The organism is Bacillus sp. YBsi01 (genome assembly GCF_038406745.1).
GTDB classification, from domain to species: Bacteria; Bacillota; Bacilli; order Bacillales; family Bacillaceae; genus Bacillus; species Bacillus siamensis.
In genome coordinates this window covers 1,919,379-1,939,746 of the sequence record NZ_CP151679.1, presented here as the reverse complement: position 1 = coordinate 1,939,746, position 20,368 = coordinate 1,919,379, and the positions used below count along the sequence as shown (strand labels likewise).

Here is a 20,368-nt window from a genome sequence, read left to right as displayed (position 1 = left end):
TTCCTTTCTTCCTATTCCCTCAATCAGGTGAAACAAAACGCAGAAAACTCTATCATATTTTTGGTGGGGACGCTCACGTTAATGTGCTTAAAACTATTTTACAGCGAGTGTGAGTAACGTCCTGCATTCAAGCCGGCGAGACGGCCCGTAACAAGGGCTGACGTGATATTATAGCCTCCGGTGTAGCCGTGAATGTCAAGGATTTCCCCGCAAAAATATAGGCCCTCCATTTTTTTAGACGCCATTTGTTTCGGTTCAATCTCTTTTACAGAAACACCGCCGCCCGTGACAAACGCTTTGTCCAAAGAAAGCGTTCCGTCTGCTGAAACCGTAAATTGTTTGCAGTCTTTGACAAACGCCCTGAATTGATCCTTCGGCAGCTCCGTAAAGCTGATCTGAGGATCAAGGCCGTTCCGCTCCAGAAGGAAAAGCAGGTACCGTTCCTGCATCCATGGTCTGAGCGCGTTTTTGAGCGCTTTTTTCGGCGCGTCTTTCAGCTCCTTGTGCATCCGCTGAAATAACTCTTCCTCGGTGATGCCGGGAAACAGATCGATGCGGAGCTTGACCTCTGGCTGCTTTTTCAGTTCTTTGACGACAAACTGGCTGCAGCGGAGAATGGCCGGGCCTGACAAGCCGAAATGGGTAAACAGCATGTCCATCACATGTGTGACGACAGGTTTGCCTTTTTTATTCAGGACGCTGACGGCCGTGTTTCTAAGAGACAGCCCCTGAAGGGTTTTTTGCTTAATAAACGGCTCTGACGACGTAACCGGCACTTCTGTCGGAAAGAGTTCAGTTACGGTGTGGCCGGCAGCTTCCGCCCATGCATAGCCGTCTCCGGTGCTGCCGGTATGGGGGACTGATTTTCCGCCGACCGCGATAATGACGGCGCGTGCGTTAATGTGTTCGTCATTGTTTGTCGTAATGCCCGCTGTTCTGCCATTTTCGTACCGCACTTCTTTGATTTTTTCATTTGTGCGGATGGTGACATTCAGTTCTTTTAAACGGTTCAAAAGCGCATCGACAACGCTTTGCGCTTTGTCCGTCACTGGGAACATGCGCCCGTGGTCTTCTTCTTTCAGCTGAATGCCGAGGTTTTCAAAAAAGGCGATGATATCTTCATTATTAAATTCGGAAAACGCGCTGTATAAAAAGCGGCCGTTGCCGGGAATGTGTTTGATAATCTCTTCAACAGGGAGGCGGTTGGTCACGTTGCAGCGCCCGCCGCCGGAAATCGCCAGCTTCCGTCCCAGCTTGTTTCCTTTATCAATTAATAGAACATCTGCCCCTTCTTCACCTGCGGCAATGGCAGCCATTAAACCGGACGGGCCGCCGCCGATCACAATCACGTCATAATGTTTCATATTTCATCAACAACTTTCTTTTTCGCGTATAATAGGCGGAAATGTCCGCTTCCTGCTATTATAGCGAAAGAAAGGGAATCCTTAAACGTGTTTTGTTTTTTTAGGGCTTCCCAAAAAGTTTCCCGCTGTAATTATTACCGTCTATTTGCCCAGTTGTGTTAAAATAGAAAAGTTGAATCTTCGTAGAAAATGGTGATGAGGAAACATGTCAAGCAAATTGTTAAGGGGCACGTTCGTGCTGACGCTCGGCACCTATATATCGCGGATTTTAGGGATGATTTATCTGATCCCGTTCGGAGCGATGGTCGGAGCGACGGGCGGAGCTTTGTTTCAATACGGATATAATCAATATACACTGTTTTTAAACATTGCCACGATGGGATTTCCCGCCGCGGTTTCAAAGTTTGTCTCGAAATATAATTCCAAAGGAGACTATGAGACGAGCAGGCGGATGCTGAGAGCGGGAATGTCGGTTATGCTCGTTACCGGGATGATCGCTTTTTCGATTCTTTACATTTCGGCGCCGTTTTTTGCGGAAACATCTCTCGGCGGCGCAAGTAACAACGGCCTTACGATTGACCACGTCGTTTATGTCATCCGGATGGTCAGTCTGGCACTTTTGGTTGTGCCGATTATGAGTCTTGTACGCGGTTTTTTCCAAGGCCACCAGATGATGGGGCCGACAGCCGTTTCTCAGGTTGTGGAGCAGCTTGCCCGGATCATCTTCTTATTGGGCGCAACATATTTGATTTTAAGAGTGATTAACGGCGGCCTTGTCATCGCAGTCGGATATGCGACTTTCGCAGCGCTGATCGGATCATTCGGAGGGCTTGTCGTCCTTTATATTTACTGGAATAAGCGGAAGGGCGATCTTCTGGCGATGAAGCCGAACCTCGTCCCGTCAGCGAACTTAAGCTATAAAAAAATGTTTATTGAGCTTTTCAGCTATGCCGCTCCTTACGTTTTTGTCGGACTGGCGATTCCTTTGTATTCTTATATCGATACGAATACGTTTAATAAAGCGATGATTGCGGCGGGCCATAAGGACATCAGCCAGGACATGCTGGCGATTGTCACCCTTTATGTGCCGAAGCTTGTCATGATTCCGGTTTCTCTGGCGACCGCTTTCGGTCTGACGCTGATCCCGACGATAACCGAATCATTTACGAGCAGGAATTATAAGCTTTTGAACCAGCAGATTAACCAGACGATGCAGATCATTCTGTTTCTGGTTATCCCCGCCGTTGTCGGGATGTCGGTGTTATCAGGGCCGGCCTATACGTTCTTCTACGGTTCTGAAAGCCTTCGTCCGGATATCGGACAGGATATTTTGTTCTGGTACGCGCCTGTTGCGATTTTGTTTTCTCTATTTACAGTAAACGCCGCGATCCTGCAAGGGATTAATAAGCAGAAATTTGCGGTCGTGAGCCTTTTCATCGGCGTCATTATAAAAGTGGTGTTGAACGTGCCGCTGATCAAACTGTTTCAGGGAGACGGCGCCATATTGGCAACGGCGCTCGGTTATATCGCTTCTCTTCTGTACGGTTTTATTATGATTAAGCGCCATGCGGGCTATTCGTATACGGTGCTTATGAAGCGGGTCATTTTAATTGCGGTCTTATCCGTTGTAATGGGAGTCGCGGTCAAGCTGACTCAATGGCTGCTCAGTTTCTTCGTAACGTACCAAAGCGGCCAGCTGCATGCGGCGATTGTCGTCTTTGTCTGTGCCGCTGTCGGCGGTGCGGTGTACATGTATGCCGCGTACCGAATCGGATTTTTGCAGAAAATGTTTGGAAACCGTCTGCCGCGGGTTTTAAGAAGAGGCAGGCATTCCGCCCATTGAGGAATAATGAACAGTCCGCTTATTGCGGACTTTTCTTTTTAAAGGAGAGGATCAGGATGAGACTTGATAAGCTGCTTTCAAACAGCGGATTCGGCTCAAGAAAAGATGTGAAAAAAATCGTCAAGGCAGGGGCTGTCATGATTGACGGAGAGCCGGCGAAAGATGTGAAAACCCATGTCGATCCGGATAAACAGGACATCACGGTATACGGAGAGCCGGCAGACTACCGGGAATTTATTTATGTCATGATGAATAAGCCGCAAGGAGTGCTGTCCGCTACAGAAGACAGCCGCCAGCAAACGGTGGTTGATCTGCTGACGCCCGAAGAACAGAGATTCGAACCGTTTCCGGCGGGACGTCTTGATAAGGATACCGAAGGATTTCTGCTTCTGACCAATGACGGGCAGCTCGCTCATCGTCTGCTTTCTCCGAAAAAGCACGTGCCTAAAACATACGAGGTCCGGTTAACCTCACCTCTGTCACCGGAAGACATCATCAATCTGGAAAAAGGCGTCGTCATTGAAGGTGGCTATAAGACGAAGCCGGCAGCTGTTGAAACTATCACTGAAAGCCCGGATGAAACGGTCATTCATTTGACGATTACAGAAGGCAAGTATCATCAGGTGAAGCTGATGGCAAAGGCTGTCGGAAATGAAGTGGCTTATTTAAAACGGCTTTCGATGGGGGCTGTTTCTCTTGATCCGGAGCTTAAGCCGGGAGAATTTCGCGAGCTGACTGAAGAAGAGCTCGCAGCGCTGAAAGATACTGAAGTGTAATCGATATCAGAAAAGCCCAAAACAGATTTGTTTTGGGCTTTTTATATAGAGGAACAAAAAACAACAAGGCAAAGACGCTGCTTTGCCTTGCAGCATGTCAGGCCGAAAAAGGCCTTATGTAATTGTTCGCTTAAGATGTAATTTTTACTTTTTTTCGTGTTGTCTCCCACTTGCCTCGGCTAGGACTATGAACAAGATCATTGTATGCTAACACATTTAAGTCTCGCTGAATGGTTCTAGGTGTAATGCCGAATTCATCAACCAGTTCCTGTGTTGTCACAAGACCTTTTTCCTGGATGAACATGTAAACTGATTTAATCCGAGTCAGCATACGATTTGTTGAAGGTTTCAAAAAACCACTCCCTATCATAAGATCGGATGGACTTGATATACCACAACTTTCGACTCTAAAACTTCGTACGAATAAGCAACAAAGGCAGACATTCTGTTTTTTCTCTTTTAACTGCCTCCATTATACACGATATGGCGGACATGAATCTAGGAATAAGCGCAGATAATTTTTACCAATTGAGCGCCGCCTTGGTGCATTACTATGCCCGGCCCGCTTTTATTATTATGGAAACTGAAACTTTTTTTATACGTGTCCGTATGAAAACGGGGGAGGGAGAAAGCTTGGGAGACTTATTGAATGCAAACATCGTCTGCGCCGGTTATGCTGACAGGCCGAAGGTGATCTCAAATGTATCTCTGTCGGTCAACGCGGGGGAAATTGCCGGGTTAATCGGGGCAAACGGAGCGGGGAAAAGTACGGTGATTAAGGCAATTCTCGGGCTGTGCAGGGATATAGAAGGCGGAATTGAATGGAATGATTCATCCTATGCTTACATACCGGAGCGTCCGAGTTTTTATGAAGAACTGACGCTTTGGGAGCATCTTGAACTCACAGGGTCATTGCGGGGGATAGAAGCCGGAGAGTGCCGTGAGCGGGCCGGGCGGCTGCTTGATGAATTTTCATTGGCGGCGGTAAAACATGAATTGCCTTCCGGTTTTTCAAAAGGGATGCAGCAAAAATTGATGCTCATACAGGCGTTTTTGGCGAAGCCGGATATTTACATCATTGATGAGCCGTTTATCGGACTTGATCCGATCTCAACAAAGCTGTTTACCGACATGCTGATTGCTGAGAAAGAAAGGGGCGCGGCTATTCTGATGTGCACCCATGTTCTGGATACCGCCGAAAAAATCTGCGACCGGTTTTATTTGCTGGATCAGGGCGCTCTGCTTCTTCAAGGCACGTTAGCGGAGCTTCAAGAAAAAACGGGGAGCCGTTCATTGTTAGATTGCTTTTATTCAGCGGTTCGGAGCAGTCAGCGATGACCGGGCGGGCTTTGTTTTTTCAAAGAATGTTTCATTTCTGGCGGTATCAATGGAAGGTGTTTCAGACGGTCATTGATTGGACGGTCGCGCTGTATATCGTTCTTCCTGCTGCCGCATTGGCCGTTTATCAATATGCTGAATGGCTGAACGGCAGGGGGCTTCTTGATAGAGCTGCCGGAGTATTAGGCTGGGGCTGGCTGTATGTCTTCAGTGTCCTGCTGTTATGCACCGGTTTTATTCATACCTTTTTGCTGGAAGCGGATCATGTGTTTTTGGTGCATGCAAAATATCTGATGAAAAAGATGAAACGGTACGCGCTTTTGTATTCGATGTTCCTTTCACTTATCAAATGGGGCGTGCTTGCCGTGCTGTTATTTCCCTTATGGCGCCAGTACGGTGACTGCACCTTCTCGGCATATTCAGGCATTTTTTGCTGTCTGTCCGGCTTTCATGCTGCGATATTGGCAGTGCATCGGCAAAGAAAAATCAGACGGCAGACATTCGGACATCAGGCGGCAGGCTGGCTGAAAGCGGCGGTTCTGTTGGCGGGCGCGTGTTTCATGATCCGGTTTGCCGCCGAGTGGTACTGGCTTTGGCCGGCAGGATGTATATTGTTCATCTGCTCCGTTCTATTGACTTGGAAAGAAGCGGAGTCCTTATCAGCTTTTGAGGAAGAAGTGCTTGAGGAGAACAGGCGCAAGCTTTCATTCGCCGCCTCTGTTTTGATGCTCAGCCATGATGTACAGCTGCCGAATGTAAAAAAGAAAGGGCGGAGCAAGCCGTTTTTATATCCCGGCTCAAAGCACATCTTTACAAAACGGTCGGCGTATACGGCGTGGAAAGAATTGTTTTTTAAAGTGCTGATCCGAAACGGCGGGTATCTCCGGCAGCTTTACCTTTTAACCGCGGCTTTTACGGCTCTTATTCTCGTTCTTCCGCTTTTGCTGAAGCCGGCAGCCCTCATTTTATTTACACTGGTCAGCCGATATGCTGCGTCGCTTCTCTTTGACCGGATCACGGACAAACCGGTTTTAAGCGGTATCAAAAGAGACAGTGATGACTATTTCCGGGCGAGAAACAGCGTATTAACCCTCATTCAAATCATCTGTTCCGGATGGTGCCTCATTGCGGCGGTTTTTTCCGCCCTTTATATGTGAAAAATCCCTTTCCGAAAAAGGAAAGGGATTTTTTTAATGTCCGTTCAAAATAAAAAGCTGAATAAAAAACAGCACCGCAAAGATGATGACTAAAGGATGGATTTCGCGCCATTTTTTCTTAGCGAGCTTCACAAGCGGGTATGAAATGAAGCCTAGCGCGATTCCGGTTGAAATACTGGATGTTAAAGGCATCGCCAAAATGACGAGAAAGGCCGGGAATGCTTCATCAAGCTCATTCCAGCGGATATTCGACACCGCTCCCATCATCAGGCTGCCGACAATAATCAGAGCCGGTGACGTAATGGCGGACACTTCTGATAAGACGCTGACAAGCGGACTGAAAAACATGGAAACGGCAAACATAACGGCAATCGTCAGCGCCGTCAGGCCCGTTCTTCCACCGGCGGCCACCCCTGCTGAAGATTCAACGAACGCGGTCGTCGGGCTGGTGCCGAAAATGCTTCCGACCGTCGTAGCGGTCGAATCAGCCAAAAGCGCTCTTCTCGCATTCGGCAGCTGATTGTTTTTGATCAATCCTGCCTGTTCGGCGACACCGATCATGGTGCCGGTCGTGTCAAAAATCGTAACGAGAAGAAAAGAAAACACAACGGCGTACAGACCGTGGTGCACGACATCCCCGAGGGCTCCGAACGGATTTGTTATTAAAAGCCCCTCAGGCAGGTGCGGGAAGGACATGAACCCTTTTGTAAAGTGAATCTGACCGGTCAAAAAGGCAATGACAGCGGTCAGCGCCATACCGATGAACAGAGCCCCGTTTACATTCAGCACCATCAGCACGATACTGATGATAAGCCCGATAAGCGTTAAAATGACGGCAGGTGAATGAAGGTCGCCGAGTGCGACTAAATTAGATTTATCAGCTGTGATGATACCGGATTGGCGCAAACCGATAAATGCGATAAATAAGCCGATGCCGGTCGTAATGCCGTATTTTAAATTGCCTGGAATGGCTTCTATTAGTTGTTTTCTTAAAGGCGTTAACGATAAAATGATAAAGATGACTCCCGCGATAAATACGGCGCTGAAAGCCGTCTGATACGAAATGCCGCTGCCTGCGCCGACGACATGAAAGGCGAGATACGCGTTTAAGCCCATGCCGGGGGCAATAGCAATCGGAAAATTCGCAGCGAGAGCCATCCATAAAGTTCCGACAATGGAAGCGATAATCGTGGCGGTGAACACCTGGTCAAACGGAATTCCCGCATTTGAAAGGATCACCGGATTGACGACAATGATATACACCATTGTAAAGAAGGTGGTCAGTCCCGCGGTAATTTCTCTTTTTATTGTCGTTTGATGCTTGTCGAGATGAAACATAAGTACCTCCAATGACGAACATTTTTTCAAAACATCATCTATATTATTCGTTTTATGAACATTTTGCAAGTCTTTATCAAGAAAGGGGATTTGTGATGAACTGGGAAGTTGAAGTTATTCGAAACAAAGAAGATCTCATCCGTGACACGCAGAAATTTTTACAGATCAACAGCGTGATGGACGAATCAACAGCCGGCCCCGGCCGGCCGTTTGGGGAAGGCGTCAATGCCAGCCTGACTTCACTGCTGGAATTCGGCGAAAAAGAAGGCTTCACCGTCAAAAATCTTGACGGCTATGCGGGCCATATTGAGTGGGGGACGGGTGACGAAATTGTCGGCGTTCTGTGCCACGTCGATGTCGTTCCGCCCGGAGACGGCTGGACAAGCGATCCGTTTTCAGCCGAAATCAGGAACGGCCGGATATATGCCAGAGGCGCCATTGATGATAAAGGGCCGACAATGGCGGCGTTTTACGCGCTGAAAATCGTCAAAGACATGCAGCTGCCTTTATCCAAACGCGTGAGAATCATCATCGGAACAGATGAAGAGAGTGATTGGAGATGCGTGGACCACTATTTCAAACACGAAAAAATGCCTGACATCGGATTTGCCCCTGACGCCGATTTTCCGATCATTAACGCGGAAAAAGGAATGATAGATGCCACACTGCGTATTGCAAAAAGAACTTCTGACAAAGACGCAAAAAACGCGCTTCTGTCATTCCGTTCAGGGCTGCGCTTGAACATGGTGCCGGATGCGGCTGAAGCGGTCATTGAAGGGGCCGGCCTGGATGCCGTGCACGCATATTTCAGCAACTGGCTGGAGCAGTCAAAAACACAAGGTGAAGCGGTTTCGGAAAACGGAAAACTGACGCTTCGGGTGTTCGGAAAATCATGCCACGCGATGGAACCGAATAATGGTGTCAATGCCGGCTTAAAGCTTGCTGAATGCCTTAACGGAACGGAACTGGATGAAGCCGGAAAACACTTTGTCAAAACCGTCAGTGACTATTTTTCAAATGATACACGGGGCAAAAAGCTGAAAATTGATTGCAGGGATGACATCAGCGGAGAGCTTACATTGAATGTCGGCACCTTTACATACAGAAAGGGTGAGGGCGGAGAACTCGGCATCAACATCCGTTATCCCGTCACTTCGGACAGCCAAGTGATTCGTGATGCCTTTATGTCCGCTGCTGAATTTCGGCTTGAAGAATTTAAAGACAGCAAACCGCACCACGTATCTGCCGATCACCCGCTCGTAAAGACGCTTCAAAAGGTTTACGAAGGACAGACGGGAAAGAAAGCGGATTTGATTTCAATCGGCGGAGGAACGTATGCGAGATCCCTTGCGGCGGGCGTGGCGTTCGGACCGCTGTTTCCCGGCCGGCCTGACAGCGCGCATCAAAAGGATGAGTACATCGAAATTGATGACCTTCTCCGGTCAACCGCTTTATACGCCGAAGCCATTTATGAGCTTGCCAAGTGATCACAAAAAGGGACGCCGAAAGCGGCATCCCTTTTTTATCATTCAAATGACCATAAATCCGTTGATAAATAACGTTCTCCCGTATCGGCCGTCATACAGATGACGATCTGTTCGGAAGGGAGGCGTTTTGCGGTTTCAATGGCGGCAAAGCAGGCGGCGCCTGAAGACGGGCCGACGAGTATACCTTCTTCCCGGGCCAGGCGCCGTGTTGTCGTATACGCATCTTCATCAGATATTTTCATGATTTCATCGTAAACGTCCTGATTCAATATGCCGGGAATAAATCCGGGGCTTGTCCCGACCAGCTTATGAGCGCCGGGTTTTCCGCCGGACAGTACCGGCGATCCCGCGGGTTCGGCGACATGAACAATCATATCAGGGAAAAGCTCCTTCAGCGTTTCTCCGGTTCCGGTAATGGTTCCGCCTGTTCCCGCCGTTGCAACAAAAGCACCGAGCGGCCTGTTGAGCTGCTGAACGGCCTGATAGATTTCAATCGCGGTCGTTTTTCGGTGGGCGTCCGGATTTGCGCCGTTATCGAATTGCATCGGGATAAAACTTCCCGGAATCTGTTTGGCGAGTTCTTTCGCTTTTTTGATGCTGCCGGGCATTCTTTCAGCCCCCGGCGTTAATACCACCTCGGCGCCGTACGCTTTAAGCAGGTTGATGCGTTCTTTCGTCATCGTGTCAGGCATGACGAGGATTGCTCTGTAGCCGCGGGCCGCCGCGTTCATCGCCAGACCTATGCCTGTATTGCCGCTTGTCGGTTCGATGATGACAGAGCCGGGTTTTAAATGCCCGCTTTTTTCCGCTTCAATGATCATATTGTAAGCCGCTCTGTCTTTGACACTGCCGCTTGGGTTAAATGATTCTAATTTTAAATAGACTTGAGCTGCATGTTCTGGCTGAAGGCGATTGAGCTTTACGATCGGTGTGCCGCCGATCAGCTCCGCCGTGCTGTTTGCGATTTTCAAGACCGGCTCATTCCTTTCTGTATAAAAACGTTCGGTACATAATATCCTATCATAATAAGCGGACAGGGTTCTCCTCTCCGCGTATCCGTTTTATAATAACACCATAACAAAAGAGGGGAGATCCTCATATGAAAGCTTCATTGCCGCATTATTTTATCGGCATTCCGATTCCTGCTGACATTGCTGAACCGATTTGGGAAGCAGCCAGAAAGGAGCCGGCGTTAACATTCAAAAAATGGGTGCATCCGCATGACTATCATATTACACTCATTTTTCTCGGGGCTGCGGATGAAGCCCGGCTTGCGAAACTATTGCCTTTGCTCACATATGTTGCGTCGAAAGCGCAGCCGTTTACCGTACAGTTTCAGCATCTGGATGTTTTCGGCGACCGCAGACAGCCGAGAGTGCTTCACCTAGAACCTGAACGGAATGAACGGCTCTTTGATTTGCGGGAAAAAACAAAACAGGCTGTTTTGAAAGCCGGTTTTCAAGTGGAAAAACGGCCGTATCATCCTCATATGACGATGGCGCGGAAGTGGGCGGGAGACCGGCCGTTTTCGGACGATGTGCCGTTTGAAAGCGGCAGGGTGCAAAGCGCCGTCAGCCGGTTTTCCCTGTTTCAGACCCACCTTGACCGGTCGCCAAAATACGAAGAAATCGCACAGTTTCAATTGACATAAACAAATATTCGGAGTGGGGAAATCACATGGCACAGATCATCAAAATACACGATTGCATTTCAAGATATGAGCTTGATCCATATCATTATATGAACCAGTTTATCCGGCTGAAGAAAGAACGCTGGGAGGCTCTCCTTGAAGCGTTTGACCGGAAAACGGAAGAAAAAGAAACAGAAACGGCTCAAGGCGGTGAAACCGGCCAAACGCCGGCCCGAAAAAAATTTTTCTTAAAAAAGAGAAAAGAAGAAATAACGGCCGATATAAATGAAAAGAGGCACCAATGGTTTGATGAGCCGGAGGAAGAAGAGGCGCTGTTCGGACATCTTCCGTCTCAAAAGTCTGAGCTCGCGTCTTTTTTCAAAGAACAGCTGTATGACTTTCAATTAAAATGGGCGAGCTCCACGCTTTCTCAAAAGTCTGAGCTTTCGCAGGCGGTCAAGAGGGACAGGATATTAAAAATGCTGGCTCAAAAGCTGCCCGATTCCTATTTTGTCATGTATCATCCGGTTCTTCAAATCCAGCAGGCGTCCGTCGAGCTGAGCATCATCATCATCTCCCCGCTGGAGATTTTCTGCGCTGCTTTTATGGAAGCTGAAGAGGACAGCGTATATATCGGATCAAAACATCGTTTTTGGGAAGAGAGGGGTTCCGGCAGCACGCGCCAAGTATTAAATCCGTCTCTCAGCCTGAACCGCACGGGCTCGGTCGTTTCGCAAATCGTGAAAGAAAAGCAGGCCGACATTCCCGTCAGAAAGCTTTTGCTCAGCAGAACGTCTTATTTTGATTACCCGGAGCCGCCATTCGGGCTGGATATAGCCGATAAACGGACCGCCGCAGAGTGGCTGGAAAAGCAGCGGAAAAATACGGCGCCGATCAAGCACCATCAGCTGAAGGCGGCGAAGGCACTTTTGTCTTACGGCTTAAGCGATTCAAGCCGGAGACAGGAATGGCTTGATTAAAACGGACGTTTGGAGGCTGTCTCTTCTTCAATGAAGCAGGTGAAAACAAACGATGAGTCAATGGTTTTTTATTATTAATCCGGTCTCAGGAGGCGGGAGGGGGCGGCGTGTCTGGAAATCGGTTCAAAAAGAGCTGACCAGACGCGGTGTCAGCCACCGCTCCTTTCTGACCGGACATCCCGGACATGCGGAAGTGCTGGCGAGACAGATTTCAACGATGCAGGATCATAAGCTGAAGCGGCTTTTTGTCATCGGCGGCGACGGCACGATGCATGAAGTCATTAACGGACTGAAAGGAATGGATCAGATTGAACTGACCTTTGTGCCCGCCGGTTCGTACAATGACTTTTCCAAAGGCCTCGGTGTTAAGAAGTCGGCGCTCCTCCATGAAATCAAAGGTCTGCACCGCCCGCTCACACGGAAATTTTTCGGGGGAAGCATCAACTTTTTTCATGACAAAGCACAATCTCTTTATTTTATTAACCACCTGTCTGTAGGGTCGGTTTCGAAGGCAGCCGCGGAGTTTCCGTTTTCGCGTGTTCTTCGGTTTCTGCGTCTCGGCTTTGTGATTTACCCGCTTGCGCATATACATACGGCCTCGGGATTTCAGCCGTTCCGGTTTGCATGCACGGCAGACGGCCAAAGGCATGAATTCCGCAATGTCTGGTTTGTCATTGCGGCTAATCATCCTTATTACGGAGGCGGTATGAAAGCGGCGCCTTCTGCAAATCCCCGCCAAAACGATTTTGATATTGTCATTGCGGAAAACCTGTCCTTTTTCTCGCTGTATCGTTTTTTATGGGCGATGAGCTTTGGCCGGCATATCAAAATGGACGGAGTGACGGTGATAAAGGGGAAGGAATTCATTTTTGAAACAGATGGGAAAATTCCGTTTCACGCTGACGGCGAACTGGTCGGAACGACGCCGTTTCGGCTGATGCCGGGCGGAGCGCCGTTAAAAATAAAAACATGATAAAAATAAAACCCGTCAAATCTTTCTCGGCAAAGAACCGTTTGCGGCATAAATCTTCAGAATTCACAGGTGTTCTTGCTAGTTTTGCTTGACGAAGTTTGTGCTGTAGCGCTAAAATTTATAAGACGGCTATTGATTAGCATATGAGACTCTCAATAGCTGTCTTTTTTATTCTCAAGAAATTGTTTATGACAGGCTGCTCCGCCGAAAGAGAAAGGCTGGAGGCCTATTCTAAAATATTTTAAGAAATGATGGGTTGAACATTGATATGAACTGGTTGGGACAATTACTAGGTAGCGATTGGGAGATCTTCCCCGCCGGAGGAGCTACAGGAGATGCATATTATGCGAAACATAACGGCCAACAGCTTTTTTTAAAACGTAATAGCTCGCCCTTTTTAGCCGTGTTATCCGCCGAAGGCATTGTTCCGAAGCTGGTTTGGACGAAACGGATGGAAAACGGAGACGTTATTACGGCTCAGCATTGGATGACGGGCAGAGAGCTGAAGCCGAAGGATATGAGCGGACGCCCGGTGGCTGAGCTGCTCCGCAAAATCCACACATCTAAAGCCTTGCTTGACATGCTGAAAAGATTGGGGAAAGAACCGCTCGATCCGGGCGCTCTTTTGTCGCAGCTGAAGCAGGCCGTCTTTGCTGTGCGGCAATTTTCGCCGCTTATTCAGGAAGGCCTTGCTTATTTGGAAGCTCATGTGGATCAGGTGCAATTCGGTGAAAAAGTCGTTTGCCATTGTGATGTGAATCATAATAACTGGCTTTTGTCTGAAAACGACCAGCTGTATTTAATAGATTGGGACGGCGCGATGATAGCTGATCCGGCCATGGATCTTGGCCCTTTATTGTATCATTACGTCGAAGAGCCAGCGTGGGACAGCTGGCTTGGGATGTACGGCATGAAGCTCACGGAAGGGCTTCGGCTGCGGATGGCGTGGTACATGTTATCAGAGACCATCACCTTCATCGCCTGGCACAAATCAAAAGGGAATGACAAAGCGTATCATGATGCCATGGAAGAGCTTCATGCCCTGATGAAGCGGATTGTCAAGTAGTCAGGAGTACGAATCCATCTGCTCCACCCATTGGGACAAATGGTTTTGGTGCTCCTGAATATGCGTGTCGATAGAATCGGCCGTGATGCCTGACTGGCTGTAGCGGTATACATCCTCGAGCACGTTTTTTATATTTGAATCAAGGCCGGTGTTGGCCATCAGTGATTTGATGACGCGCTCGAGCTGTTCATACTCGGCAACCGTGCCGCAGCAATCCAACTGGTGGTCGGCCAGTATGTCCTTTAATAACCGGACCTGATGTTCGCTTGTTAAGCCCATGATTCATATACACATCCTTTCTGTGTCATACATTGTGCAAAGCGGTGCGGTTTTATGCATCACATGAGTGTTCCGGACCGGGGAGCCTCTTTTTTTATGCAGCCGGAGCCTTTAAAAGGCGCTTGCGGCTCTTTTTGTTTCATGGTATGTTGTTACTCGAAATTATAGATAGAGGTGTCAATCATATGAGAATGCGCCATAAACCTTGGGCGAATGATTTTCTGGCAGAAAACGCTGACATCGCCATCAGTGATCCGGCTCAGTATAAAGGGCGGTGGAACACGGTCTTTGGCAATGACAACCCGATCCATATTGAAGTCGGTACGGGAAAAGGGCAGTTCATTTCAGGAATGGCCAAGCAAAATCCGGATATCAACTATATCGGAATTGAGCTGTTTAAAAGTGTCATCGTCACTGCCGTCCAAAAAGTAAAGGACAGCGGGGCTCACAATGTCCGTTTGTTAAATATAGACGCGGAAACACTGAATGACGTATTTGAACGGGGAGAAATCAAGCGCGTATATTTAAACTTTTCTGACCCTTGGCCCAAAAACCGTCACGAAAAACGCCGTTTAACCTTTAAAGCGTTCTTGAAAAAATACGAAGAAGTCATGGGCGAAACGGGTGAGATTCATTTCAAAACCGATAACCGCGGGTTGTTTGAATACTCTTTGAAAAGTTTTTCCGAATACGGCCTGCTCCTGAAGGAAGTCAGTCTCGATCTGCACAACAGCGATCCGAAAGACAATATTATGACAGAATACGAAGAAAAATTCTCCGCGCTCGGCCAGCCGATTTACCGGGCTGAAGTTGAATGGAGAACAAAAGACAGACTCTGATGCGGGAGTCTGTTTTTTTATGCCTCCATTTGCTACCATTACATCAGGAGGGATCAAGATGGAGACATTGAATATTGGCAATATTTCATTAACATGGCTGGACGGCGGTGTAACGCATATGGACGGAGGAGCGATGTTCGGCGTTGTCCCGAAGCCTTTATGGTCGAGAAAATACCCTGTAAACGACAAAAACCAGATTGAATTAAGAACAGACCCGATTCTGATCAGAAAAAACGGCCTGAATATATTGGTTGACGCGGGGATCGGCAGAGGGAAATTCTCCGATAAGCAGAAAAGGAATTACGGTGTAACGCAGGAATCCAATCTGAAAAAATCTCTGAGTGAACTCGGGCTTTCCTGTGAAGACATTCATATTGCGGCAATGACCCATCTTCATTTTGACCATGCATGCGGCCTGACGGAATACCGCGGAGAGGAGCTTGTCTCTGTTTTCCCGAACGCCCGCATTATCACTTCTGCGACAGAGTGGCAAGAAATGAAAAACCCTAATATCAGATCGAAAAATACATACTGGAGAGAAAATTGGGAGGCTGTACAAGATCAGGTCGAAACCTTTGAGAACGCGTATGAGCTCACAGAAGGCATTACGATGCACCACGCCGGCGGCCACAGTGACGGACACAGTGTCATTGTGTTAGAAGACGGAGGGGAAACGGCTGTGCATTTTGCCGACCTGATGCCGACAAACGCCCATAAAAATCCGTTATGGGTGCTGGCATATGATGACTATCCGATGACCTCCATTCCGCAAAAGCAAAAATGGCAGGCGTTCGCGGCAGAGAAAGACGCCTGGCTGATTTTCTATCACGACACGATTTACAGAGCCGTAAAATGGGGCGAAGACGGCGAAGTGGCGGCGTCTGTCAAACGGGAGAAAAAATAAGCGGATCAAATGATTTACCTGTATGAATTTCGGGAATAAAAGCAAACCTAAGACAAATTGCTTTGAAAGGAAGAGACAGGTGAATCAATTTCAAGTGACAAAAGATGGAGAAATCAAAACAACTCTGCGCGGATTAGAAGTTCTTTCTACTCCTTTTTTAAATAAAGGGGTGGCCTTTACACAAGAGGAAAGAAAGGAACTCGGACTCGAGGGATTTCTGCCGCCGAAGGTATTGACAATCGAAGAGCAGGTGAAGCGGGCTTACGAACAGTTCAGTTCGCAGCCTGACGAGCTGAGCAAAAATGTGTACTTAACTGCTCTCCATGACCGGAATGAAACATTATTTTACAGGCTGTTAAATGATCATTTAGGCGAAATGCTGCCGATCGTATATACGCCGACAGTCGGCACCGCGATCCAGCGTTACAGCCATGAGTACAGAAAACCCCGCGGTCTGTATTTGTCGATAGATGATCCTGAGGGAATGCGCGCCGCATTTCAGCAGTTCGGAAAAAATGAAAACATTGATTTAATCGTTGCGACAGATGCCGAGGGCATTCTGGGAATCGGTGATTGGGGCGTCGGCGGCATCGCCATTTCTGTCGGAAAACTTGCGGTGTATACGGCAGCGGCCGGGATTGATCCGTCACGGGTGCTTGCGGTCGTATTGGACGCGGGGACGAATCAGGAAAGCCTCTTAAATGATCCGTTTTATGTCGGAAACCAGCATTCAAGAGTGCGCGGCGAGAAATATGACCGTTTTATTGATGAGTATGTCTCGCTTGCCCGGGAAACATTCCCGAATGCGCTGCTTCATTGGGAGGATTTCGGCACGGCTAACGCCCGCGGCATATTGAAACGGTATAAAGATAAAGTCTGTACGTTTAACGATGACATTCAAGGAACGGGCGCGGTGTCGCTTGCAGCTGTTTTAGCCTGCGCGAAAGCATCAAAAGTGCCTTTAAAAGAACATAAAGTCGTCGTCTTCGGCGCGGGAACGGCCGGTATCGGAATTGCTGAGCAGCTGCGTGAAGCAATGGTGCATGCCGGATTAAGCGAAGAAGAATCATACAGCCGCTTTTGGTGTATCGACAGAAACGGACTGTTAACGGATGACATGAAAGACTTGCGTGATTTTCAGGTTCCGTACGCCCGGCCTGCCGATGAAGTGAAAGAGTACAGCCGCAGCGGTGAAGGCGGATCAATTGATCTGGCGGAGACGGTCCGTCAGGCCAAGCCGACGATTCTGATCGGCACATCTACTGTATCAGGCGCATTTACGGAAGAAATCGTCAAAGAAATGGCCTCACATGTCAAACGGCCCGCTATTTTGCCGATGTCAAATCCGACCACATTATCAGAAGCAAAACCGGAAGACTTAATTAAATGGACGGAGGGCCGCGCGCTTGTCACGACGGGCAGTCCGTTCCCGCCTGTTGAGTATAACGGCGTGACGTACCATATCGGCCAGGCGAACAACGCGCTCGTATTCCCGGGACTCGGACTCGGCACGATTGTGACAAAGGCAAAGCTCATTACGGACAATATGTTCGTCGCCTGCGCGAATGCCATCGCCGGTATGGTGGATGTCGGCAAGCCAGGGGCGCCGATGCTCCCGAAAGTGGAAGATCTCAGAACGGTATCGGCAACTGTAGCGGTAGCCGTAGCGAAAGCGGCCATCCAGGACGGTGTAGCGGAAACGGAGCCCGAGGATCTGATCCAAACGGTGCAAGACGAGATGTGGCACCCTGTATACAAACGGATTCGGCCGATGTAACCGAATAAAGCCCAAAACGCTGATGGTTTTGGGCTTTATTTTTTGCTTGTCCGAATTATGAGGCGACAGAATCAATGACATCGACAATCTGGCCTGTTTTTGCATTGACCATGACTTCATATTGCTCCAGCTCGCCGAAAGCCGAACGTGTCACACCGGTTTTGTATACCTGGATGGTTTCTCCGTTTACCTGGTAAGGCTCAGGCTCTGTGTAAATCCACGATCCGTCTATCGGTCCGCGCTGTTTAAAAGCCGCTTTCACGATACGGAGCGCTTTTTCTGAAGAGATATAAGGTTTCATCGCATACTTTTTCACTGCGATGGCAGCGAATAATCCGACTCCTGCACCTAAGAGAAAATGACGTAATTTCAATATGAAGCACCTCCAATTATGTCGTAGTTTTTATTATACAGAAGATGCCAGACGGTGTTAAGTAAAGCGGCGGTTTTGCAGCCCATTCAATCTGACCGCTTGGAAAACAGTTGTTTTTCTAATAAAATAAAAGCATTACATAGAAATGAGGGGAAAATATGAATGAGGAAACGAAAACGCTTTTCCGGACGCTGACGCAGCTTCCCGGCGCACCGGGAAATGAACATCAGGTCCGCTCCTTTATGAAACGGGAACTTGCGAAATATGCGGATGACATCGTGCAGGACAGACTCGGAAGTGTTTTCGGCGTAAGGCGCGGTGCTGAAGATGCGCCCACTGTTATGGTAGCAGGCCATATGGATGAAGTCGGATTTATGGTAACGCAGATTACGGATAACGGCATGCTGAGATTTCAGACGCTCGGCGGCTGGTGGAGTCAAGTGCTTCTGGCCCAGCGCGTCGAGGTTCAGACGGATAACGGACCTGTCATCGGCGTCATCTCAAGCATCCCGCCCCACATTTTAACGGATGCCCAGCGCGCAAAGCCGATGGAGATCAAAAATATGATGATTGATATCGGTGCAGATGACAGAGAGGACGCGGTCAGAATGGGGATCAGACCGGGTCAGCAGGTCGTGCCGGTATGCCCGTTCACTCCGATGGCCAACGAGAAGAAAATATTGTCCAAAGCGTGGGATAACCGCTACGGATGCGGATTAAGCATTGAATTATTAAAAGAGCTGCACGGAAAAGAGCTGCCGAACAACCTGTACGCCGGGGCCACCGTTCAGGAGGAAGTCGGCCTGAGAGGGGCGCAGACAGCGGCCAACATGATTCAGCCTGATCTCTTCTTCGCGCTTGATGCAAGCCCGGCAAATGATATGAGCGGCGATAAGGAGCTGTTCGGCCGTCTCGGTGAGGGAGTGCTGCTCCGCATACTCGACAGAACGACGGTCATGCACCGCGGGATGAGAGAGTTCGTCCTTGATATGGCGGAAACGCACAATATCCCTTATCAATATTTCGCTTCCGGCGGAGGAACGGATGCCGGGCGGGTTCACATATCAAACAGCGGGGTTCCGTCAGCCGTCATCGGCATTTGTTCAAGATACATTCATACAAATGCCGCCATCATCCATGTCGATGATTATGCCGCGGCGAAAGAAATGCTCATTAAGCTGGTCATGGCAAGTGACAAGCAGACGGTTGAAACGATCAGAGAAAATGTGTGAAAAAATAAGCAGGCCCGCATAAGGCGGCCTGCTTATTCTGTTTCAAATAAATAAGAGAGTGCTTTCATCGCTTGATTGACGGTTTCCACCGTAATATTCGCTTTGCCGGAAAGCTCTTTCAGCGGATGGTGCAGCTCTTTCGGACGGATCAGAATGAGCGGCTTGCCTTTTGCGATGGCATAAGAAGCATCCATTGCGGTATTCCACTGTTTATATTTCTCGCCAAACAGGGCGATCACAAAATCGGCTTTTTCCATCAGCACCTCTGTACGGAAATTGTTGATATCAGAAGCTCTGGCGTCCTTTAAAACAGAATCAGGCTGCTCGCCCATAATCTCTTCTCCGATATTGTCTGAGCGCTCATGGTTTTCCATCGGTCCGACAAACGTAATCGGCAGGTGCAGCGCTTTTGCTTTGTTCTTGATCTCGTTCCGCCAATCGCTGTGGATTTCACCGGCTAAATATACGACAAACTGCATCTTTTGCTCCTCCTTATTCCATATTCAGATTTTCGTACGGCTATAAGCAAAATGGTAAACGAAACTTGCTTGATAATGCAAATGAAATATGATAATGATATTGCATATAGTTGGTCTTGCTGTAAACAGTCTGGTATGATCCAATTGGATAAACATCAGCATACAAAAAAACTCAAAATCCAGATGGAGGAATGACAATGAAAAAGATTGAAAGCACGGAAGAATTGCAAAAAGCGGTACAGGACGATTGGGCGGTATTTATGTTTTCAGCGGATTGGTGCCCGGACTGCCGCTTTGTGGAGCCGTTTCTCCCTGAGCTGGAAGCGGACTTTCCTGAATTCACTTATTACTACGTAGACCGTGATCAATTTATCGATACATGTGCGGAATGGGAAATCTACGGCATTCCGAGTTTTGTGGTATTTAACGGAGGAAAAGAAGTAAACCGCTTCGTCAGCAAAGACCGCAAAACAAAAGAAGAAATCGAGCAATTTTTAACCGATTCCCTTGCTAAAGCATAAAGGAGGCCACGG

Annotated in this window: 21 protein-coding genes; 14 read left to right on the top strand and 7 right to left on the bottom strand. The window is 48.4% G+C overall.

What is annotated here, in order from left to right; genetic code table 11:
• Positions 1 to 98: 98 nt before the first annotated feature.
• Positions 99 to 1,364 carry an NAD(P)/FAD-dependent oxidoreductase gene (locus tag AADZ70_RS09625; protein WP_016938522.1) on the bottom strand — a complete coding sequence of 422 codons (1,266 nt, stop codon included), beginning with the start codon at positions 1,362 to 1,364 and terminating at the stop codon, positions 99 to 101.
• Positions 1,365 to 1,569: 205 nt separating this feature from the next.
• On the opposite strand from AADZ70_RS09625, the gene AADZ70_RS09620 reads away from it, so the two are divergent.
• A complete protein-coding gene (locus tag AADZ70_RS09620) occupies positions 1,570 to 3,207 on the top strand; it encodes a polysaccharide biosynthesis protein (RefSeq protein WP_342006955.1) in 1,638 nt (545 codons plus the stop codon).
• A 56-nt stretch (positions 3,208 to 3,263) separates the two neighbouring features.
• Positions 3,264 to 3,983, top strand: a complete 720-nt coding sequence (locus AADZ70_RS09615; RefSeq protein ID WP_064777621.1) for a pseudouridine synthase — start codon at positions 3,264 to 3,266, stop codon at positions 3,981 to 3,983.
• Positions 3,984 to 4,113: 130 nt separating this feature from the next.
• Here AADZ70_RS09615 and AADZ70_RS09610 read toward each other — a convergent pair whose 3' ends face one another.
• Positions 4,114 to 4,335 (bottom strand): DeoR family transcriptional regulator, encoded by a 222-nt coding sequence (locus AADZ70_RS09610; RefSeq protein ID WP_003152337.1) that lies wholly within the window; start codon positions 4,333 to 4,335, stop codon positions 4,114 to 4,116.
• 281 nt (positions 4,336 to 4,616) lie between these two features.
• On the opposite strand from AADZ70_RS09610, the gene AADZ70_RS09605 reads away from it, so the two are divergent.
• Positions 4,617 to 5,321 (top strand): ABC transporter ATP-binding protein, encoded by a 705-nt coding sequence (locus tag AADZ70_RS09605; RefSeq protein ID WP_342006954.1) that lies wholly within the window; start codon positions 4,617 to 4,619, stop codon positions 5,319 to 5,321.
• Positions 5,318 to 6,478, top strand: a complete 1,161-nt coding sequence (locus AADZ70_RS09600) for an ABC transporter permease (protein WP_342006953.1) — start codon at positions 5,318 to 5,320, stop codon at positions 6,476 to 6,478. The genes AADZ70_RS09605 and AADZ70_RS09600 overlap by 4 nt, the downstream gene beginning before the upstream one ends.
• Positions 6,479 to 6,511: 33 nt before the next feature.
• Here the strand turns inward: AADZ70_RS09600 and AADZ70_RS09595 are convergent, their stop codons facing one another.
• The gene (locus AADZ70_RS09595) at positions 6,512 to 7,816 is read right to left on the bottom strand and encodes an NCS2 family permease (protein ID WP_045926428.1); all 1,305 of its coding nucleotides are present in this window, start codon (positions 7,814 to 7,816) and stop codon (positions 6,512 to 6,514) included.
• Between the two features lie 95 nt (positions 7,817 to 7,911).
• On the opposite strand from AADZ70_RS09595, the gene pepV reads away from it, so the two are divergent.
• Positions 7,912 to 9,303, top strand: coding sequence for a dipeptidase PepV (pepV, locus tag AADZ70_RS09590; protein ID WP_264819009.1), 1,392 nt, complete (start codon positions 7,912 to 7,914; stop codon positions 9,301 to 9,303).
• A 38-nt stretch (positions 9,304 to 9,341) separates the two neighbouring features.
• On the opposite strand, the gene cysK is transcribed toward pepV, so the two are convergent.
• Positions 9,342 to 10,274 (bottom strand): cysteine synthase A, encoded by a 933-nt coding sequence (gene cysK, locus AADZ70_RS09585; protein WP_047476924.1) that lies wholly within the window; start codon positions 10,272 to 10,274, stop codon positions 9,342 to 9,344.
• Positions 10,275 to 10,402: 128 nt separating this feature from the next.
• On the opposite strand from cysK, the gene thpR reads away from it, so the two are divergent.
• The 4 genes from thpR (at position 10,403) to AADZ70_RS09565 (ending at position 13,952) form a co-directional block, all read left to right on the top strand.
• Entirely contained in the window at positions 10,403 to 10,954 is a 552-nt protein-coding gene (gene thpR / locus AADZ70_RS09580) for an RNA 2',3'-cyclic phosphodiesterase (RefSeq protein ID WP_342006952.1), read from the top strand.
• Between the two features lie 26 nt (positions 10,955 to 10,980).
• Complete coding sequence (locus AADZ70_RS09575) at positions 10,981 to 11,913, top strand: hypothetical protein (RefSeq protein ID WP_099744791.1); 933 nt, start codon at positions 10,981 to 10,983, stop codon at positions 11,911 to 11,913.
• Positions 11,914 to 11,965: 52 nt separating this feature from the next.
• Positions 11,966 to 12,886, top strand: a complete 921-nt coding sequence (locus tag AADZ70_RS09570; RefSeq protein ID WP_342006951.1) for a YegS/Rv2252/BmrU family lipid kinase — start codon at positions 11,966 to 11,968, stop codon at positions 12,884 to 12,886.
• 268 nt (positions 12,887 to 13,154) lie between these two features.
• The gene (locus tag AADZ70_RS09565) at positions 13,155 to 13,952 is read left to right on the top strand and encodes a phosphotransferase family protein (protein WP_029575350.1); all 798 of its coding nucleotides are present in this window, start codon (positions 13,155 to 13,157) and stop codon (positions 13,950 to 13,952) included.
• Here the strand turns inward: AADZ70_RS09565 and AADZ70_RS09560 are convergent, their stop codons facing one another.
• Positions 13,953 to 14,231 carry a YtzH-like family protein gene (locus tag AADZ70_RS09560; RefSeq protein ID WP_003152357.1) on the bottom strand — a complete coding sequence of 93 codons (279 nt, stop codon included), beginning with the start codon at positions 14,229 to 14,231 and terminating at the stop codon, positions 13,953 to 13,955.
• A gap of 185 nt (positions 14,232 to 14,416) precedes the next feature.
• Between AADZ70_RS09560 and trmB the strand changes: the two genes are divergently transcribed.
• The 3 genes from trmB to AADZ70_RS09545 all read left to right on the top strand — a co-directional run bounded on the left by trmB (position 14,417) and on the right by AADZ70_RS09545 (position 17,751).
• Entirely contained in the window at positions 14,417 to 15,070 is a 654-nt protein-coding gene (gene trmB, locus AADZ70_RS09555; RefSeq protein ID WP_099744788.1) for a tRNA (guanosine(46)-N7)-methyltransferase TrmB, read from the top strand.
• A 58-nt stretch (positions 15,071 to 15,128) separates the two neighbouring features.
• Positions 15,129 to 15,974: an MBL fold metallo-hydrolase gene (locus tag AADZ70_RS09550; protein WP_342006950.1), complete on the top strand. Its 846-nt coding sequence runs from the start codon at positions 15,129 to 15,131 to the stop codon at positions 15,972 to 15,974.
• Between the two features lie 79 nt (positions 15,975 to 16,053).
• Positions 16,054 to 17,751 (top strand): NAD-dependent malic enzyme, encoded by a 1,698-nt coding sequence (locus tag AADZ70_RS09545; RefSeq protein ID WP_326352257.1) that lies wholly within the window; start codon positions 16,054 to 16,056, stop codon positions 17,749 to 17,751.
• 55 nt (positions 17,752 to 17,806) lie between these two features.
• Here AADZ70_RS09545 and AADZ70_RS09540 read toward each other — a convergent pair whose 3' ends face one another.
• Entirely contained in the window at positions 17,807 to 18,124 is a 318-nt protein-coding gene (locus tag AADZ70_RS09540; protein ID WP_049627194.1) for a PepSY domain-containing protein, read from the bottom strand.
• A gap of 158 nt (positions 18,125 to 18,282) precedes the next feature.
• Here AADZ70_RS09540 and AADZ70_RS09535 point away from each other — a divergent pair, with 158 nt between their 5' ends.
• Positions 18,283 to 19,356: a M42 family metallopeptidase gene (locus AADZ70_RS09535; protein WP_065982098.1), complete on the top strand. Its 1,074-nt coding sequence runs from the start codon at positions 18,283 to 18,285 to the stop codon at positions 19,354 to 19,356.
• Between the two features lie 32 nt (positions 19,357 to 19,388).
• Here AADZ70_RS09535 and AADZ70_RS09530 read toward each other — a convergent pair whose 3' ends face one another.
• A complete protein-coding gene (locus AADZ70_RS09530) occupies positions 19,389 to 19,835 on the bottom strand; it encodes a YtoQ family protein (RefSeq protein ID WP_016938538.1) in 447 nt (148 codons plus the stop codon).
• A 197-nt stretch (positions 19,836 to 20,032) separates the two neighbouring features.
• On the opposite strand from AADZ70_RS09530, the gene AADZ70_RS09525 reads away from it, so the two are divergent.
• A complete protein-coding gene (locus AADZ70_RS09525) occupies positions 20,033 to 20,356 on the top strand; it encodes a thioredoxin family protein (RefSeq protein WP_003152373.1) in 324 nt (107 codons plus the stop codon).
• Positions 20,357 to 20,368 lie beyond the last annotated feature (12 nt).

Excerpts from the sequence above, each read along its gene's own strand:
- AADZ70_RS09625 (WP_016938522.1), bottom strand. The coding sequence starts at position 1,364 with ATGAAACATTATGACGTGATTGTGATCGGCGGCGGCCCGTCCGGTTTA.
- AADZ70_RS09620 (WP_342006955.1), top strand. The coding sequence starts at position 1,570 with ATGTCAAGCAAATTGTTAAGGGGCACGTTCGTGCTGACGCTCGGCACC.
- AADZ70_RS09615 (WP_064777621.1), top strand. The coding sequence starts at position 3,264 with ATGAGACTTGATAAGCTGCTTTCAAACAGCGGATTCGGCTCAAGAAAA.
- AADZ70_RS09600 (WP_342006953.1), top strand. The coding sequence starts at position 5,318 with ATGACCGGGCGGGCTTTGTTTTTTCAAAGAATGTTTCATTTCTGGCGG.
- AADZ70_RS09595 (WP_045926428.1), bottom strand. The coding sequence starts at position 7,816 with ATGTTTCATCTCGACAAGCATCAAACGACAATAAAAAGAGAAATTACC.
- pepV (WP_264819009.1), top strand. The coding sequence starts at position 7,912 with ATGAACTGGGAAGTTGAAGTTATTCGAAACAAAGAAGATCTCATCCGT.
- thpR (WP_342006952.1), top strand. The coding sequence starts at position 10,403 with ATGAAAGCTTCATTGCCGCATTATTTTATCGGCATTCCGATTCCTGCT.
- AADZ70_RS09575 (WP_099744791.1), top strand. The coding sequence starts at position 10,981 with ATGGCACAGATCATCAAAATACACGATTGCATTTCAAGATATGAGCTT.
- AADZ70_RS09570 (WP_342006951.1), top strand. The coding sequence starts at position 11,966 with ATGAGTCAATGGTTTTTTATTATTAATCCGGTCTCAGGAGGCGGGAGG.
- AADZ70_RS09565 (WP_029575350.1), top strand. The coding sequence starts at position 13,155 with ATGAACTGGTTGGGACAATTACTAGGTAGCGATTGGGAGATCTTCCCC.
- AADZ70_RS09560 (WP_003152357.1), bottom strand. The coding sequence starts at position 14,231 with ATGGGCTTAACAAGCGAACATCAGGTCCGGTTATTAAAGGACATACTG.
- trmB (WP_099744788.1), top strand. The coding sequence starts at position 14,417 with ATGAGAATGCGCCATAAACCTTGGGCGAATGATTTTCTGGCAGAAAAC.
- AADZ70_RS09550 (WP_342006950.1), top strand. The coding sequence starts at position 15,129 with ATGGAGACATTGAATATTGGCAATATTTCATTAACATGGCTGGACGGC.
- AADZ70_RS09535 (WP_065982098.1), top strand. The coding sequence starts at position 18,283 with ATGAATGAGGAAACGAAAACGCTTTTCCGGACGCTGACGCAGCTTCCC.
- AADZ70_RS09530 (WP_016938538.1), bottom strand. The coding sequence starts at position 19,835 with ATGCAGTTTGTCGTATATTTAGCCGGTGAAATCCACAGCGATTGGCGG.
- AADZ70_RS09525 (WP_003152373.1), top strand. The coding sequence starts at position 20,033 with ATGAAAAAGATTGAAAGCACGGAAGAATTGCAAAAAGCGGTACAGGAC.